Source organism: Micromonospora sp. CPCC 206061 (genome assembly GCF_036906915.1).
Classification (GTDB): domain Bacteria; phylum Actinomycetota; class Actinomycetes; order Mycobacteriales; family Micromonosporaceae; genus Phytohabitans.
In genome coordinates, this window is record NZ_JBAKHX010000043.1 from 1 (window position 1) to 16045 (window position 16045).

At 71.1% G+C, this 16045-nt stretch carries 18 protein-coding genes; 9 read left to right on the top strand and 9 right to left on the bottom strand.

The features are described from left to right. Nucleotides 1-61: 61 nt before the first annotated feature. On the bottom strand, nt 62-1525 hold the full coding sequence (locus V6V89_RS25335) for a dynamin family protein (RefSeq protein WP_334621832.1): 1464 nt from the start codon (nt 1523-1525) through the stop codon (nt 62-64). After that, on the bottom strand, nt 1522-3309 hold the full coding sequence (locus tag V6V89_RS25340) for a dynamin family protein (RefSeq protein WP_334621833.1): 1788 nt from the start codon (nt 3307-3309) through the stop codon (nt 1522-1524). The genes V6V89_RS25335 and V6V89_RS25340 overlap by 4 nt, the downstream gene beginning before the upstream one ends. A 118-nt stretch (nt 3310-3427) precedes the next feature. Here V6V89_RS25340 and V6V89_RS25345 point away from each other — a divergent pair, with 118 nt between their 5' ends. From V6V89_RS25345 to V6V89_RS25355, 3 genes are read left to right on the top strand one after another with little or no spacing between them, the layout of a single operon-like run. Continuing rightward, entirely contained in the window at nt 3428-4114 is a 687-nt protein-coding gene (locus V6V89_RS25345; protein ID WP_334621834.1) for a hypothetical protein, read from the top strand. Further along, entirely contained in the window at nt 4089-4664 is a 576-nt protein-coding gene (locus V6V89_RS25350; protein WP_442935212.1) for a DUF6529 family protein, read from the top strand. Before V6V89_RS25345 ends, V6V89_RS25350 begins: the two co-directional genes overlap by 26 nt. Nucleotides 4665-4686: 22 nt before the next feature. Further along, nucleotides 4687-5127 (top strand): Rieske (2Fe-2S) protein, encoded by a 441-nt coding sequence (locus V6V89_RS25355; protein WP_334621836.1) that lies wholly within the window; start codon nt 4687-4689, stop codon nt 5125-5127. 4 nt (nt 5128-5131) lie between these two features. Here V6V89_RS25355 and V6V89_RS25360 read toward each other — a convergent pair whose 3' ends face one another. Then, nucleotides 5132-5662, bottom strand: a complete 531-nt coding sequence (locus V6V89_RS25360) for a DinB family protein (RefSeq protein WP_334621837.1) — start codon at nt 5660-5662, stop codon at nt 5132-5134. Nucleotides 5663-5705: 43 nt separating this feature from the next. Between V6V89_RS25360 and V6V89_RS25365 the strand changes: the two genes are divergently transcribed. The 3 genes from V6V89_RS25365 (at nt 5706) to V6V89_RS25375 (ending at nt 6940) form a co-directional block, all read left to right on the top strand. Next, nucleotides 5706-5948, top strand: coding sequence for a hypothetical protein (locus tag V6V89_RS25365; protein ID WP_334621838.1), 243 nt, complete (start codon nt 5706-5708; stop codon nt 5946-5948). 120 nt (nt 5949-6068) lie between these two features. Next, a complete protein-coding gene (locus V6V89_RS25370; RefSeq protein WP_334621839.1) occupies nt 6069-6392 on the top strand; it encodes a DMT family transporter in 324 nt (107 codons plus the stop codon). Next, nucleotides 6389-6940 (top strand): TetR/AcrR family transcriptional regulator, encoded by a 552-nt coding sequence (locus tag V6V89_RS25375; RefSeq protein WP_334621840.1) that lies wholly within the window; start codon nt 6389-6391, stop codon nt 6938-6940. The genes V6V89_RS25370 and V6V89_RS25375 overlap by 4 nt, the downstream gene beginning before the upstream one ends. 20 nt (nt 6941-6960) lie before the next feature. Here V6V89_RS25375 and V6V89_RS25380 read toward each other — a convergent pair whose 3' ends face one another. From V6V89_RS25380 to V6V89_RS25390, 3 genes are read right to left on the bottom strand one after another with little or no spacing between them, the layout of a single operon-like run. Further along, a complete protein-coding gene (locus tag V6V89_RS25380; RefSeq protein WP_334621841.1) occupies nt 6961-7584 on the bottom strand; it encodes a hypothetical protein in 624 nt (207 codons plus the stop codon). Beyond that, on the bottom strand, nt 7581-8372 hold the full coding sequence (locus tag V6V89_RS25385) for an ABC transporter permease (RefSeq protein WP_334621842.1): 792 nt from the start codon (nt 8370-8372) through the stop codon (nt 7581-7583). Before V6V89_RS25385 ends, V6V89_RS25380 begins: the two co-directional genes overlap by 4 nt. Beyond that, a complete protein-coding gene (locus V6V89_RS25390) occupies nt 8369-9316 on the bottom strand; it encodes an ATP-binding cassette domain-containing protein (RefSeq protein ID WP_334621843.1) in 948 nt (315 codons plus the stop codon). Before V6V89_RS25390 ends, V6V89_RS25385 begins: the two co-directional genes overlap by 4 nt. Nucleotides 9317-9393: 77 nt before the next feature. On the opposite strand from V6V89_RS25390, the gene V6V89_RS25395 reads away from it, so the two are divergent. Together V6V89_RS25395 and V6V89_RS25400 are read left to right on the top strand one after the other, a co-directional pair. Then, complete coding sequence (locus V6V89_RS25395; protein WP_334621844.1) at nt 9394-9996, top strand: TetR/AcrR family transcriptional regulator; 603 nt, start codon at nt 9394-9396, stop codon at nt 9994-9996. A 77-nt stretch (nt 9997-10073) separates the two neighbouring features. Further along, on the top strand, nt 10074-10886 hold the full coding sequence (locus V6V89_RS25400; protein WP_334621845.1) for an MBL fold metallo-hydrolase: 813 nt from the start codon (nt 10074-10076) through the stop codon (nt 10884-10886). A 4-nt stretch (nt 10887-10890) separates the two neighbouring features. Here V6V89_RS25400 and V6V89_RS25405 read toward each other — a convergent pair whose 3' ends face one another. Then, a complete protein-coding gene (locus tag V6V89_RS25405; RefSeq protein ID WP_334621898.1) occupies nt 10891-12414 on the bottom strand; it encodes an LmeA family phospholipid-binding protein in 1524 nt (507 codons plus the stop codon). A 94-nt stretch (nt 12415-12508) separates the two neighbouring features. Next, on the bottom strand, nt 12509-13726 hold the full coding sequence (locus V6V89_RS25410; RefSeq protein WP_334621846.1) for an MFS transporter: 1218 nt from the start codon (nt 13724-13726) through the stop codon (nt 12509-12511). Between the two features lie 113 nt (nt 13727-13839). On the opposite strand from V6V89_RS25410, the gene V6V89_RS25415 reads away from it, so the two are divergent. Continuing rightward, the gene (locus tag V6V89_RS25415; RefSeq protein ID WP_334621847.1) at nt 13840-15384 is read left to right on the top strand and encodes an Ig-like domain-containing protein; all 1545 of its coding nucleotides are present in this window, start codon (nt 13840-13842) and stop codon (nt 15382-15384) included. Here V6V89_RS25415 and V6V89_RS25420 read toward each other — a convergent pair. Next, nucleotides 15378-16043 carry a transglycosylase SLT domain-containing protein gene (locus V6V89_RS25420; RefSeq protein WP_334621848.1) on the bottom strand — a complete coding sequence of 222 codons (666 nt, stop codon included), beginning with the start codon at nt 16041-16043 and terminating at the stop codon, nt 15378-15380. The genes V6V89_RS25415 and V6V89_RS25420 overlap by 7 nt on opposite strands. Between the last annotated feature and the right edge of the window lie 2 nt (nt 16044-16045).

Sequence of the window (16045 nt, forward strand, 5' to 3'; positions counted from 1 at the left end):
TCCGACTTGGCGCGGCGGGCGCGGCGGCCGCGGCGGGCGCGGCGCGGCGCGGCGGGGGTGGTTACGGGAGGGTGGATAGGAGGCCTTCGCAGGTGCGGGCTACGGCGCGGGCCGCCGTGCCCAGCTCGCGGCCGGTCAGGGGGTGTTCGGCCACCTGTTGCCAGCGGCGCAGGGAGCGCTCGGCCTCCGCCGCCAGCTGCCACGGCTGCGCGTCTGCCGGCAGGCCCAGGCGTTGGGCGGGGCTGGTGCCGTCGCCGCCGAGCAGCCGCGCCATTTCGGCGTGCTGGTCGTCGCGGCCCGGCAGCCGCCCCGAGCGGAGCAGGTGCAGCAGGCGTACCTCGACGAACTCGTGCGCGCTCGCCCGGATCTGCTCGGCGGCGACAGCCAATTCGTAGGCGGCGCGGTCGCCGGCGCGCCCGCGCAGGACCGTGTCGAGGGCCGCGAGCGCGGAGCGGGCCTTCAGCACCTGGCTGCGGCCGACGAACTGGGCTGTGAGGGTGTCGCGGAGCCGGTCCAGGCCGCTGCGGGCGGTCAGCTCGCGGGACAGGTCGGTGGCGCTGCTCACGGCGCCGTCGCGGATCAGCCGCACGCTCATGCGCACCCCGAACAGGCCCATCCGGTCGAGCGCCCGCCGCCGCTCCACCTGGCCGGCCGGTCCGCCGGTCGCGGTGAACCGGTCTGCTGTCAGCAGCAGGTCGACGGCGTCGCGTTCGGGTGCCGCGGCGATGCGCGCCAGCGTCGCGTACTCGCCCTCGCGCAGGGTCGCCGCGCCCGAGGCGAGCAGCCCGGCGACCGGTACGACGACCGGGCAGAGCCGGCGCAGTCGCTCGTCACCCTGGTAGCGGGAGGCGACCCTGCCGGCCGCCTCCATCGCGTCGAGCCGGCACGCTCCGATCTCGTCGGCGCGGGACAGCACGCCGACCGCGTTGACCGGGGTGCCGTACACGAGGTCGTCGCCGTGGAACGCCTCCAGGAACCGCAGGTCGCTGCTGTGCATGTGGCGGAGCAGGTAGACGACCGCGTCGGTTTCGGCGGCGCGTTCGGCGTCGGCTTCGAGGAACGACATCGTGCGCAGCGACACGTCGGCCGACAGCGACGCGAGGCCGGGGGTGTCGATGAGGGTGTGCTGGCGCAGCCGCCGGCTGGGCACCTCGACGGTGAGGTGGTCGATCTCGTCGGCGGGCCGCCCGAGGGCGATGCGAACCGCCCCGTCGGCCCGGTCGAATGGGCGCTGCTCGGCCTGCCCGTCGGGCAGGTGGGCGGTGGCCCGGTAGCGCGGCCCGTCCTGGTACCAGGTGACGATGCGGGTGCACTCGCCGGCGTCGGTGGGGGCGAGTTCCTCGCCGACCATGGCGTTGAGCAGGGTGGACTTGCCCGCCTTGACCTTGCCCGCGATGGCGACCCGGAGAGGCTCGGCGAGCCGCTGGGCGGCCAGCGCCAGCGTGGCGCGGGCAGCTGGCTCGGTGATCGTCCGCTGCGCCCGGCTGAGCAGGAGCGCGACCTGGTCGGTCAGCCCGGCGTTCACCGAGGACGTCCAGCCGGGACGGCGACGAACCGCTCCGCCACCTGGCCCAGGTCGCGCCAGCGCGACTCCAGCTCTTCGGCCCGCCGCGCCCGGTCGTCGGCGGGCAGGCTCGCCGCCCGCCGGACCGCGGCGAGCGCCTGCGCGGACGACCGCTCGGCGCCACCGGCCCGCGCCGCGAACTCGTCTCTCAGGTACCGCTGCGTGCGCCGGACCGCGTCTCGGGAGTCCTTGCCGAGCACGAACCCGACTTCGTCCACGTACCGGCGCAGCTCCTGCCTTGCCTGCTGGCGGCGCTGCTCTGTCTGGCGCTGCCGCTCGTCGCGGATCAGCTTGCGCCCGACGGTCAGCCCGCCGAGTACGCCGACCGGGGCGGCCAGGGTCAGGCCGAGCAGGCTGCCGAACGCGCCCAGCATGAGCAGGCCGCCGTAGGTGACCCGGGCGGCCGTGAACGCCCCGAGGAACTGCTGCATCGACGACCGGTCGAACCGCACGTCGAGCACGTCGACCCGGGACACCGCCGAGGCGGGAGCGGGCAGGTCCAGGTCGAGGCTGTCGTACTCCAGGTCGAAGCGCTCGGCCACGTCACGCGCGAGTTGCTCGGTGCGCGTCACCAGTACCAGAAGGTTGTCGACCGCTGCGGCCGTGGCCTCCCTCACGACCCAGGCCTTGAAGTCGTACCAGGTGTCTCGTGGGTCTCCGGCGTCGAGCATCGCGTCGCCGCGCCGGAGCAGCCCGCGCAGCCGTTCGCGCAGGTCGTGCTCGACGTCGGTGCTGAGGTCCTGGATGCCGTCGGACAGCGCCGTCTGCCACGAGCCGGCGGCGAGGCGCTGGCGGCGTTTGGCCTGCTCGGCGAGGCGGTCGGCGAGCGCGGGTGACGCCTCGGGGTCGGCGGTGGCGGCGCGTTCGGCGCCGACCTGCTCGCGAAGCTGGCTGACCGCGAACGCCAGGTCGCGACGCGCCGCCGCCACGGCGGCGCTGCCGCTGGCGAGCTTGCGCAGCGCCTCCAGGAGCCTGGGGAACCCGGATTCGGCGTTGAGGTCGGCGGCGCCCCGCGCACCGGCCCGCATCCGCAGGAACGAGGACACCGGCACGACCGGCACCGACAGCCCCGCCTTGGCGAGGTGCCCGCGGTCGAGCTCGGCGATCCGGCGCCACTCGCCATGCAGGTCGATCTTGGTGAGCACGCACACCATGCGCGGGCAGCGCTCGGCCGCGCGTACGAGGAACTCCAGTTCGGGGGCGGTGAGCTCCTGCGCGGCGTCCGTGACGAAGAGCGCGGCGCGCGCGAGGCTCAGCGCGCCGAGCGTAAGGTTGCCGTGCGCGGAGTCGAGCCCGCCGACACCGGGGGTGTCGACGAGCGACAGGCCGCCGCGCAGCAGCTTGCGGTCGAGCCGGACCTCGACGGCCCGCAGCGGCTCGCCGTCGGCCTCGCCGGTGGTGACGCAGTCGCGCAGCCACGCGAACGGCACGGGTACGGGCGCTGCGGCCTCGTCGGAGGGATGCACGAGTACCGTCGGCGGCGCGCCGTATCGCAGGATCGTGGGCACCGAGGTCACCACGTCGACGTCGACCGGGCACACGTCGGTGCGCAGCAGCGCGTTGATCAGCGTGCTCTTGCCCTGCTTGAACTCCCCGACCACCGCCACCGGCACGTCTTCGTCGACGAGCCGGGCGCGTGCCTGCTGGAGGCGCTCGACAAGGTCGGGCCGATCGGCGCCGGCGGCTACGCGGGCGACCCGGTCGAGATCGGCTAGCCACCGGGCCGGAGTATCACGGCCCGCCATGGCATCTCCCCTAGTGAAACGGTCCGATCTATTTGACCCGGTAAATGCATGATCAGTGACGGCTAAATGATAGTCGCGAGGTGGAGGCAACGCCAAAACTGCAAGTACCGTAAATATCATGGTCGAGCGGAAGCCGCCGGTTCTAAGATCAAATCACGGACCCGTGATCACATTACTCGTCGGGCTGGCGACAGCAATTGTACTTTTTGTTCTCGGCGCGAATGCCGCGACCGAGGAGCTGGACAGTAGAAACGCGTCGGCGACCGTCGCCCCACCGGCGACGACCGCGCCGGCTCCACCCGCCACGACGGCGCCCGCGCCACCGGCCAAGATCCGGGTCGCGTACGCCGGCCGCGTCGACGGCGGCGCCGCGACCATCGCCATCGCCATCCGCGACGGCGCGGCGATCGCGTACCTGTGCGACGGCCGCCGCGTCGAGGAGTGGATGCTCGGCACGGCCGCCGACGGCAAGCTCAGCCTCTCCGGCGACGACGCGGTCCTGACGGGCTCCTACGACAAGGACTCGGCGGCCGGCACGGTGACCGCCGGAAACAAGAACTGGACGCTCGACATCCCGGTGGCGAAGAAGCCCACCGGCCTGTACCGGTCGACCGCCGACATCCGCAATGCCCGCGTGGTGACCGGCTGGATCGTGCTGGCCAACGGCGAGCAGGTCGGCATCGCCAACACGGAGGGCAGGCTCGCGCCCGCGCCACGGCTCAGGCTGCCCAGCGGCTCCGCCACCGTCAACGGCTCCCGGGTGACGGCCGACGCGATCGATGGGTCGACCGGTGCTGGATTCTGACCGGGAGGCGTCAGCCGCGGATCGGGTCGTGCTGCTCCTCGTGCCGCTGCTGATCGGGTCGGCGGTCGCGGTGGCCCTCGGGGTGTACGGCCGGCTGCACACGCCCACGGGCATCGCCGTCAGCGTTGCCGGGTTCTCCAGCCCGCAGACGGTCAAGGTATGGCTCGCGTCCGGCTCGGCGCTGTTCGCCCTCCTACAGCTCGCCTCTGCCCTGGTGATGTACGGCAAGGTGCGCTGGATCGCCGCTCCACGGTGGATCGGCGCCGCGCACCGCTGGTCCGGCCGGGTCGCGTTCCTGCTGTCGATCCCCGTCGCGGTGCACTGCCTGTACGCGCTCGGCGTCCAGTCCTACGACACGCGGGTGCTGGTGCACTCGATGGTCGGGTGCCTGTTCTTCGGAGCGTTCACGGCCAAGATGCTGCTGCTGGCCCGGCGCGGGCTGCCGGGCTGGGCACTGCCGCTCGCCGGCGGGGTGGTCTTCACCGCGCTCGTCACGATGTGGCTGACCTCGTCGTTGTGGTTCTTCACCACGGTCGGCGTCCAGTTCTAGAGAGTCCTCGGAAGGGACAACCATGCACAGTGGAGGGTCGCCGTCCCGCAGGGCGGTGCTCGCCGCCGGAGCCGCCGCCGCTCTTGCCGGGTGCGAGACGTACGGCGGCTCGCAGGACGCGCCGCCACCGGCACCGCCCGCCGGCACCGCGCCACCGCCCGCATCCGGTGGCGACCCCGCCCCGCTCGCCAAGCTCTCGGACATCCCGGTCGGCGGCGGCAAGATCTTCGAGGAGCGGAAGGTGGTCGTCACGCAGCCGCGAACGGGCACGGTCAAGGCGTTCTCCACCACGTGCACGCACGCCGGCTGCGACGTGACGACCGTGTCTGGTGGCACCATCAACTGCCCGTGCCACGGCAGCAAGTACAAGGTCGCCGACGGCTCCGTGGCCGGCGGGCCCGCACCCGCACCCCTGCCACCCGTCGCCGTCGCGGTCGACGGCGACGAGATCCGCCTGAGCTGAGCCGCTACTCCGCTTTGGCGATGCGGTCGAGCGCCGGCATGTACTGGCGCCACGGTCCCACCTCGTCGCGGTACCGCCGGGCCAGCACCTCACCGATCTGGCCGAGGTGAGTGAGGTCGTGGGCCACCCACGTCGCGAGCAGCTGCCCGAGCGTGACCTCACCCAGATCGGGGTGCAGACCGCGCCGCTCCAGGTCGCCCGGCTCGATGTCCATTGCAGACAGTTCGCCGAGGCTGGCCCGGCGCGCGGTGCGGAACCGGGCCAGCAGCACGGAGACGTTCGTGTGCTCCTCGCCCAGCATCGCCTCGCGGTCGAACGGCTCGAACGACGCCTCGGCACCGCGATCCAGAATCATCCGGGCGCGCGGCAGCCAGTTGGTGCCGTCGCCGTGCAACAGGTGCCCCACGATGTCGTACGCGCTCCAGGTGCCCGGTCCGTCGTCGCGGTGCAGCCACTGCGGCGGCAGTCCGGCAAGGAGCGCGTCGAGGACGTCCGGCGTGCGAGAGAGCATCTCCGCGGCCTCAGGTAGTTCCATATCTGCGAGCCTAGGCTCTCCGCGGCTGCAATCGTCCTCGCCCGTGACTTCGCCGCCGCCAACCGCGCCCGTATCACCGCCGCCCGCCGCCCCCGGGCCGCCACAAGCGTCCGGCCAGTGGACGTCGCTGCCCGCCGCGCCGGCACCCGACCAGTTCTACCCGCCCGCCGCCCCGCCGAAGAAGCCGGATACGAACGGGTTCGCAATCGCGTCCCTGGTCTTCGCCCTGCTGGGCGGCGTCCTGTTCGCCGTGATCTTCGGCGTCGTGGCTCACCGGCGACCGTGACGTCCTGTGCGTTGCCCTCAGCGCTCCGGCAAGCGCACCGGCTCCGTCTTCGACTGAGCAGCTTCGCGGCGCGCGGCGGCCGGACGCGCCTGCCAAATATCTTGTACTAATGTACAAGATATGCCGTACGTCTTCCTGATCGCCGCGATCGCGTTCGAGGTGTTCGCCACCAGCATGCTCAAGTCGACGGAGGGGTTCAGCAGGCTCTGGCCGACCGTGGCCTGCCTGGCCGGCTATACCGTGTCGTTCCTGGCGCTGTCCCAGGCGGTCAAGGAGGTGCCCGTCGGCGTCGCGTACGCCGTGTGGTCCGGACTGGGCACCGCCGCGATCGTCGCCATCGGCGCGGCGTTCCTCGGCGAGCCGATCACGCTGGTCAAGGTGGCTGGGATCGGCCTCATCGTGGCCGGCGTGGTGATCCTCAACCTGGGCGGTGCGGCGCATTGACCGGCCGCCGCGCACAACGTCCCCGCGACCCCGAGGCCCGCCGGGCGGCCCTCGCAGCGGCGGTCGTCGAGGTCGTCGCCGAGGTCGGCATCGGGCGCACCACGCATCGCGCCGTGGCCGCCCGCGCCGGCCTGCCGCTCGGCGCCACGACGTACTACTTCCCCACCCTCGACGACCTGGTCGCGGCGGGGCTGGCGCACGCCACGGAGGCGCTCCGCGCGGACTTGGAGACCTGGTCGACACGGCTCGACGCCGCCGCCGACCCGGCCGCCACGCTCGCCGACATGGTGGCGGCGTACCTCGCGGACCGGCACCGCGCGCGGGTCGAGTACGAGCTATATGTCGCCGCGGCGCGAGATCCAGCGCTGCGTCCGCTCGCCGAGGCCTGGCTCCACGGCCTGCGCGACCTGCTGGTGCCGCACGCCGGCGCCGCCGCGGCCCGCGACGTGGCAGCCCTGGTGGACGGCGCCGTTCTCCAGAGCCTCGTTACGGGCGCGGACCTCGACCGCGAGGCCCTCGCGGCGGCGATCCGCCGCCTCACGGCGTGACGGCCTCAAGGTGGTCACCCTCACGGCGTGAGGGCCTCAAGGTGGTCACGTGCGGCCGCCACGAACGCGTCCTTGTCGTCGGCGTACAGGCGGACCCGCGTCGTCGGCTCGCTGGGGCCCTTCGGCAGGTCCAATGAGGACGGTCTATGCAGGACGATGTCGACGCTGGTCTGGCCGCCGGTGCCCAGGTTGACGATCGGGCCGTCGTCGTCGTGCTCGACCTGGACGCCCTTGCCGGACGGCAGCGACCGGTACCGTCCGTGCACCGCCGCGATGTCGGCCCAAGGGATCGTCACGTCCACCCCGATCCCGTTGCGTATCCGGATGCCCGCCTCACCGATCTCGTGCGGGTGCAGGCGCAGCATCGCGAAGAGGCCGAGCATCCAGACCAGACCGTAGGCGCCAAGCCCGAGCACGATCCACCTCGCCGGAGACCATGGCACGAGCCGGCTCACGATGAGGTCGAAGATGGGAATCTCCACAGCGGACAGTGCGATGAATGCGATGAGGATGGGCTTGACCACCCCCATGTAGCTGAACGTTCGGGTGCCTGGTGGATACGACGTCGGCCGGCGCAACACCCAGCGGAACAGGCTGCTCCACATCGCCGCCTCGTACGCGGCAGCTTTCTGTGCCAGGTTCATCGTGCGCTCCGGCGGTACGCGGCCAGCGCCAGCGGCGCGAACACCGCGACGAAACCGACCATCCACATCAGAGTCCAGAGCACCGGCCTCGCCACCGGTCCACCCACCATCATCCCCCGCATCGCGTCCATCAGGTGGCGGATCGGGTTCACCTCGACGAAGCCTCGCAGCCAGCCGGGCATCGTGCCGGGCGGTACGAAGATGTTGCTGGCGAAGCAGAGTGGGAAGATGAGCATCGCACCCAGGCCCTGCACGGCCTGAGCGTCCTTAACCAGCAGGCCGAGCAGCACCCAGACCCACGACAGGGAGAGCGCGAACGCGACGGCGAGGCCGCACGCGGCCAGCACCGCCCAGGCGTCCGTCTGGAAGCGGAAGCCCAGCAGGGTGCCGAATCCGAGCAGCGCGGCGATGGCCACGATCTGGCGGACCGCGTCTCCGCCGATGGCGCCGACCAGCGGCGCGATGCGCAGCGTCGGCAGGCTGCGGATGCGGTCGAAGACGCCACTTTTCAGGTCCTGGCACAGCGCGACCCCGACGCCCATGGTGGCCAGCAGCGTCATGAGCCCGAGGATGCCGGGCAGCACGAACTGGAGGTACCGGTCGGTGCTGCCCTCGATCGCGCCGCCGAACACGTACACGAACAGCACCAGGAATACGGCCGGCCCGAGAACGACGTCGGCGAGCACCAGCGGGTGGCGCCGGATCTTCACGATGCCGCGCCAGGCCAGCGCCAGGCACTGCGCGACCGCCACCGACGGCGGCACGCGAGCGGGTAGGGCCGTGCTCATGCGGCGATCCTCTCTTCCGTGGCTGTGTGGCCGGTCAAGGCCAGGAACACGTCGTCCAGGCTGGGCAGGCGCAGCGCCAACTCGGTCACCTCGATCGCGGCGTCGTCGACCCGCCGCACGACCGCCGGCATCACGCGGGAGTCGGTCACCGGCACGCTCAGGCGGCCGGTGGTCGCGTCGCGGGTGGGCTCACTGCCGGCCACCTCGGCCACCAGGGCGGCCGCCTCCGGCAGCCGGGCCGGGTCGGCCACCTGTACCTCAAGGGTCTGCCGGCCCGAGCGGCGCTTCAGCTGGTCGGGCGTGCCGCGCGCGACGACCGCGCCGCGGTCGAACACCACGATCTCGTCCGCGAGGCGGTCGGCCTCTTCCAGATACTGGGTGGTCAGCAGCACGGTAGTGCCGCGCGCGGCCATCGACCGGATGCTCCCCCACATCTCGCCGCGCTTTACCGGGTCCAGACCCGTGGTGGGCTCGTCGAGGAAGAGCACGCGCGGCCGGCTGACCAGGCTCGCCGCCAGGTCGATCCGGCGCCGCATACCGCCCGAGTACGTCTTGACCGGCCGCCCGCCCGCGTCAGCGAGCCCGAACTCGTCCAGCAACTCGTCGGCCCGCTGCCGCGCGAGCGCCCGGCGCAGCCCGAGCAGCCGGCCCACGAGACTCACGTTGTGGTGACCGGTCAGTTCCTCGTCGATCGACGCGTACTGCCCGACCACGCCGATGACCTGGCGCACCCGGTGCGCGTCGCGCACCACGTCGTACCCACCGACCAGCGCCGTGCCGGCGTCGGGGCGCAGCAGCGTGGCGAGGATGCGCACGGCGGTGGTCTTGCCGGCGCCGTTGGGTCCGAGCACACCGAGCACCTTGCCGGCGCCCACCGCGAGGTCGACGCCGTCCAGCGCGATGACGTCGCCGTACTTTTTGACCAGCCCGTACGTCTCGATCATCACCCCTCCCAGCCTTTTACGTTGCAACTGCAATGTAACGTGGTTTCATGTCAACCGCAATGTGAAATCATGGGGGCATGCCGAAGGTGGTCGACCATCACGAACGGCGCACCCTCATCGCCGACGCCCTGCTGCGCGTCGCGGCCCGGGATGGCCTTGAGGCCGTCAGCCTGCGGCACGTGGCCACTGAGGCGGGCGTCACCTCGGGCATGGTGCAGCACTATTTCCGCACCAAGGACGAGATGATGCACTTCGCCCTGGGCGTGGTACGCGAGCGCAACGAGGCCCGCATCACCGCGGCGGTCACCCGACTCGGGCCGACTCCCACGCCGCGCGAGTTCCTCCAGGCGTTCCTGACCGGGCTGCTCCCGCTCGACGACGCCAGCCGCGCCGACGGCCTGGTGGCGCTGGCGTTCCTCGCCTACGCGGCGGTGCGCCCGGAGGCGGGCGCGTCCCTGCGCCAGGACGCGCCGCAGTTGTTCGCGTACATCGCCGACCAGATCCGGACGGCGCAGGCCGCGGGCACGGCACACGCCGGTGTCGACCCGGACGCCGCGGCGACGGGTCTTCTCGGGCTCACCGAAGGCCTGGGCTTATACCTGCTCACCGGCCAGACCACACCGGAAACCGCGCTGAAGACGCTGGACGCCCACCTGGCGTTCGTCTTTTCGGCCTCTTGACACGATCACCGGACAGAACAACTCTGATATTTGGTGATCTATACCGATTTGGGTGTGCTCCCACGAGAGGACCCGCGATGCGATTTCACCGGATCGGACGCGACGTCAGCGTTCTCAACGACCAACTTCCCGTACCAGGCATCGGCTTCCTGGCCGTCAACGCGTTCGTCCTGCACGCGGCGGAGCCCGTCGTCGTCGACACCGGGCTCGGCCTCCCCGACCGCAACTTCGTCGAGTCCCTGGGCTCGGTCATCGACCCCAAGGACGTGCGCTGGATCTGGCTGACCCACCCCGATCGAGACCACACCGGCGGGATCTTCGCCCTGCTCGACGCCGCACCGCATGCGCGGATCGTCACCACGTTCGTCGGCGCCGGCATCATGTCGACGGAGCGCCCGCTGCCGCTCGACCGGGTGTACCTGCTCAACCCCGGCCAGTCCCTCGACGTGGGCGACCGGACTCTCACCGGGTTCCGCCCGCCGCTGTTCGACAACCCAGCCACCGTCGGCTTCTACGACGACCGGTCCGGGGTGTGCTTCAGCTCCGACTGCTTCGGGGCGCCCATGCCGACCAGCGACCTCGCGGGCGCTTTGGACGTGCGCGAGGCACCCGCCGACGCCCTGCGCAACGGCCAACTGCTGTGGGCCGCCATAGACAGCCCGTGGGTGCACAACATCGACACCACCAAGTACCTCGAGACCGTCGAGCCGCTGCGGTCGATGGCCCCGACGGCGATCCTCAGCACGCACCTGCCGCCGGCGGTCGGACAGCACGCCGAGTTCCTCGACATGCTCGTGGCGGCGCCGCGGGCCGACCCGTTCGTCGGCCCCGACCAGCGCGCGATGGAGGAGTTGCTCGCCAGCTTCGAGCCGGTCACCGCGGCCAGCTAGCCGGTCAGCAGCTGCTGCTGCCGGTCAGGCCTCCTTTTTCGAGCACCACGTCCTTGCCGCTCAACGTGATCCGCAGCCCTTCGGGGATCACCTCGACGCCCTGGTACTGGAGGTTGGCCGGCAACGCCTGCAACGGGTACGAGGTTTCCCGCGCCCGCACCTGAGAAAGCACGTTGCCGGCGGGGAAGAGGAAGCCGAACATCTCGATCTGCTGCGGCGCGATGTCGAGCGTGGTACCCGTGATCTTCGGCTTGGCGTACAGGACGATTGGGGTCGGCGAGCCGTCCGGGTTGCCGCCCTTCGTGGTCGCGGTCAACAGCCCGTCCTCGGCACTGAAGGTGGTGGGCCGACCGTCTCCTGAGGACAGTTCGGAGAACGGCTGGATGGTGGTGCCGCCCACGGCCACCTTGATGCCGGCGCTGTCGACCTTCACCGATCGGTATGTCACACCGGGCGGCAGCGTCGGCAGCTTGCGGGTCAGCGACTCCTGCTTGATCTGACCCAGCACGATCCGGGCGAGCAGGTCGTCGGGCTGGCGGTTGGCGCCGAGGATCTCGACCGTCTGCGGCACCAGGGTCAGCGTTCCCCCGTTGAGTCGGGGTGCTGTGTGGATGGTCAGCGGGACGTTGACGATCGGTTCGATGCTGAGCGCCGTCGAGATGCCCAGCAGCCCGCCTTTGGCCGAGTAGGAAACCGCTCGGCCGTCGACCTCCTTGGGGAGGTTGCTCAGCGGCTCGGTGGCGACACCGTCGAGCGCGACGTGCACACCGTCCTTACGCGGCGTGATCGATTTGTAGGCCACGCCGTCCGGCAGATCGGGCAGATCGTGCTTGCGCTCGCCACCCGCCAGGTTCTTCACCTGGTCGGCCGGGAGCTCGCGCCCGAACAGTTGCAGCTTCTGCGGCACCGCTGCGACCGACTCGCCCCGCAGTTCCATCTTCAGGTAGAGCTTGGCGGTGACGTTCTTGGCATTCTCGGCCGGCGACACCGTCGTGACGGTCAGCGAGCCGTCTTCGGCTCGGTCGTAGGTGGTCGGCGGTTCGCCCTCCGCGGTCGGCATGTTGGCGAACGCGACCGTGATGGACGCGTCCATGCTGCCGACGCGGGTGGTCCCCTCCTCCGGCTGGGTGACGTCTCGCATGGTGGCGTCGAATTTGGCGTGTTCGGTGTCGCCGATGGTGACGTCCGGCACCGACAGCCGCACCTCCGACATCCGCCTTCGCAGCAGCTGCGGCACGAGCCGTCCACCGCCGACCTCGACCTTGGGTGCCTGCGGGAGGCTGCCGGGGCACGCGACCTGGCTGGACACCCGCTCGGCGATCAGGCCGGCGAGGTAGCTGTCCAGAAAGGGCAGTGGGAGGAACAGCACCGCCAGGGGCACCACGAGCACCGGCGTCAGGCCGAACGCCAGCCACTTGGCGCCGCGTCCTTTCAGAAAGCGGCGCCCCTTCAGGAAGCCGCCGTATTCGGCCGCGTGCGCCCGCTTCCCCCTCGTCGGCGCCGCGTCAGGTGCGTCAGGTGCGTCCATATCCACGCGGCCCACCTCCCATCGACCGGAGCTTACCTACCGTCCAGTACGGTTTACGAGAGGCAACAGTTCAGCTTTCGGCTCCCGGTACCGGTTAAACCGGCGCCGCCTCCAACTCGGGCTCCCGGGTGCGCGACGCCCAGCGCACCACCGGCGGCATCAGCGCGCCGAGACCGACGAAGAGAGCACCAAGCACCAGCCAGCCCGGCGCTCCCCAGCCGATCGCGAGGGTGGTCACCACGACCGGGGCGAGCATGCCGCCAAGCTGCATCCCCATGCCGTACGCCCCCTGGTACTGCCCCTGCGCGTGAGCCGGCGCGAGCCCGAACGAGATTCCCCAGCCCGCGGCGGACTGCCACAGCTCCCCGACGACGTGTGTGAACGCGCCGGCGAGCAGCAACGCGACCGCGACGGGCGCGGCTGCGGCGCCGCTCGCGGCGAAGAGCAGGCACGCGACCGCGATGGCCGCGCCGGCTCGGCGCGATGCCCGTGCGGCGCCGGCAACCTCCTCGGTACCGCGCGCGGCGCGCACCTGGAAGAGCACCACCATCGTGGTGTTGACCAGCATCAGTACCGAGATGAGCCAGCGGGGTGCGGTGGTGTGGCCGGCTATCCACAGTGGAAGGGCGATGTTGAGCAGGCCGAAGTGCATCGACATCGCCCCGTCGAGCAGCGTGAACACCAGAAACGGGCGGTCTCGCAGAGCCACCAGCCGCGGCCCGTGTGCCGGAGCCGCCACCGGCGTTATCGGCGCCAGCCGGGTGAGGATCGCGGCCGCGACCAGAAAGCTCACCGCGTCGACCGCGATCAGCGCCAGGTAGCCCGTCCGGGTGTCTACCGCGATGCCGACGCCGGCCAGGGCGGCGCCGACCGAGATCCCCACGTTGGTGGTGGCTCGAAGATAGGCGCGCGTGCGGACCCGCTGGTCAGCGGGGACCGCGCCGGCGATCACGGCGCCGCGGGCACCACGGAAGGCCGCGTCGGCCAGTGCGATCGCGATGCTGACCACGAGGAAGGACGGGAACGACCCGACCAGGGCCAGCGCGGCGGTGAGCCCGCTACAGGCGAGGAGTGCGACGAACTGGATGCCGCGCGGGCCGTATCTGTCGGCCAGGTATCCCGCCGGAGTGCTCACCACCAGGCTGACCAGGGCGGTCACCGTGAGCCCGATGCCGACCTGCGTCACCGAGAGCCCCACCGACCGGGTCAGGAAGAGCGCGCTGGCGGTCAGCCAGACGCCCCGTCCGACGGTGTTGACCAGGGTGGACAGGGCGAGGACCCGGGCCGCGCCGGGTGGTGGAAGCAAGCGCACCCTCCCACCAAACAGTACGGACGTACGGTTTGCAACCTCAATTTGTTGACAGCCAACAACACGTCCCGCATCGTGAACCAGGAAGCGACTTCCATCGATACACGGGGGCTCAGATGCGACGTCGGATCATCGCGCTGGCTGTGTCCATGACGATCGTCGCGGCTGGGGCGCTGACCATGGTGCTACGGCCGGCGTACGCGGCGACGGCGTGCACGGTGGAGTACAAAATCCTCCGTGAGTGGTCGCTCGGCTGGACAGCCGAGATGACCCTGACCAACCTCGGGCCCCCGGCGACCGACTGGCGGCTGCGGTGGCGGCTGCCGGCCTACAGCCAGCGTTTCGTCCCTGACCTCGAGCCTCTGCCGCCCGGATACACGATCATCGCGGGCACCCACACCCCGAACGACCCGGTGCTCATCCCGCCCGCGGGACACACGCTGCCGACCGGCGGCTCCGTCACGGTGCGCTGGGGCGGTCACCACAGCGGAGAAAACCCTCCGCCGACCAACTACTCCTTCAACAGCCAGCCCTGCAATACGGACGGCTCGACGCCAAGCCCGACCATCTCCTCGCCGCCTCCGGGACATCCCGACCCAACGCCGCCCTCGGTCACGATGACCTCCCCACAGCCCGACGACTTCTTCGCCGCGCCGGCCACGATCCCGATCCGGGTCGACGCGACAGCGGCACCCGGGCGGCACATCACGCGGGTCGAGTTCAAGAACAGGGGTGTCCTGCTCAATGTAGACACGGCGCCGCCGTACGCCTTCGACTGGCGCGGCGTACCGGAAAACGGCGGCACGCGGATCAGCGCGACGGCGTTCGACAACACCGGCGCCGCAACCGCCAGGGAGGCCATCGGCGTACGCGTCATCCCGCCCCCGGCGCCTGGCGAGGCGCGGTCGCTGCACGTCACCGGCGCCCGCATCGTCACCGTCGAGCGCGACCCGCGGCCGTTCCGCGCGCGCGGCGTCGCCCGCTCCACAGTGGAGGCCGGCTGCCCACCGAGCGCCGGCTTCTGGGACGGGTCGGTCGACGACGCCTCCGTTCGCGCACTGCGTGCGCGCGGCGTCAACACCGTGCGGATGGTGCTGAGCGACGCCTGCTGGCCCAGCAGCGGCCACACCGCTGTCCAAGACCGAGACGCCTACCTCGCCGAGGTCGCCGCGTACGCCCGACGGCTGATCCGGCACGGCATTACGCCCATCGTGGCACCGCGCGCGACCACCGCCGCGAACCTGACGAGCTTCTGGCTCCACGCCGCACGGGTGTTCCGCGACGACAACGCAGTGGTCTTCGACCTGGTGGTCGGCGTTCTCCGCCCCGAAACGCAGTACCTGGTCGACCAGATCCGCCGGTACGGGGCGTTCAACGTCATCCTCGTCGGTGGCCTGGACGACTCCAACGACCTGAGCGGCTGGCTCGCCCACCGCCCGACCGACCGGGCAGGCCGGAGCCTGGCCGCCGCCTGGCAGGTCGACAACAACTCCGCCTGCGCCACGCCGGCCTGCTGGCGGACGGTGCTGCTACCGCTCGCCGCGCAGGTGCCCGTGGTCGCCACCGATGTCAGCGCCGGCGCGTCCGCATCCCGCTTCGTACCGCACACTGTGGACTGGCTGAGCCGGCACGGCATCGGCCACGTACTCGGCGATCAGTAGGAACCGTTGTTCTGGAAGTACGTCCACGCGCCGCATGGTGTCTTGTACCGGCCCTTGATGTATCCGAGACCCCACTTGATCTGCGTGGCGGGATTGGTCTGCCAGTCGCTGCCCGCGGAGGCCATCTTGCTGCCCGGGTACGCCTGCGCGATGCCGTACGCGCCGGACGAGGAGTTGCGCGCCTTGTGATTCCAGCCGCTCTCCTTGGTCCACAGCTTCTCCAGGCACGGGAACTCGGAGATCGGGAACCCCGCGTCGATCATCATCGCGCAGCCAATCTTGCGGTTGCCGCTGTACTCGTTGCAGGAGGCGGGGATCGGGCCGGTGTACGGCTTGGTCTCCGCCTTCTCGCGCTTCTTGCGGCTCGCCTCCTCCTCGGCCTTGCTGATCCGCTCGGCCTCGGTCTTCGCCGCAGCCGCCGCCTTCTCGGCGGCGACCCGCTGCGCCTCGCGCTGCTGCGCCGTCGCGATCGTGTGCTCGCGCTGCCGCTCCTTGAGGTACCCGATCTCGTCTTGGGCCGCGTCGGCCGCCAACTGGGCGTTGATCCCCTGTCGACGGTCTTCCTGGTACTGACTTAGGTAATAGCCGCCACCAATCCCCACCAGAAGCAACGCGAGGGCCAACGCCCGGAAACCGAACCGGGTCCACGGTCGACTCACGA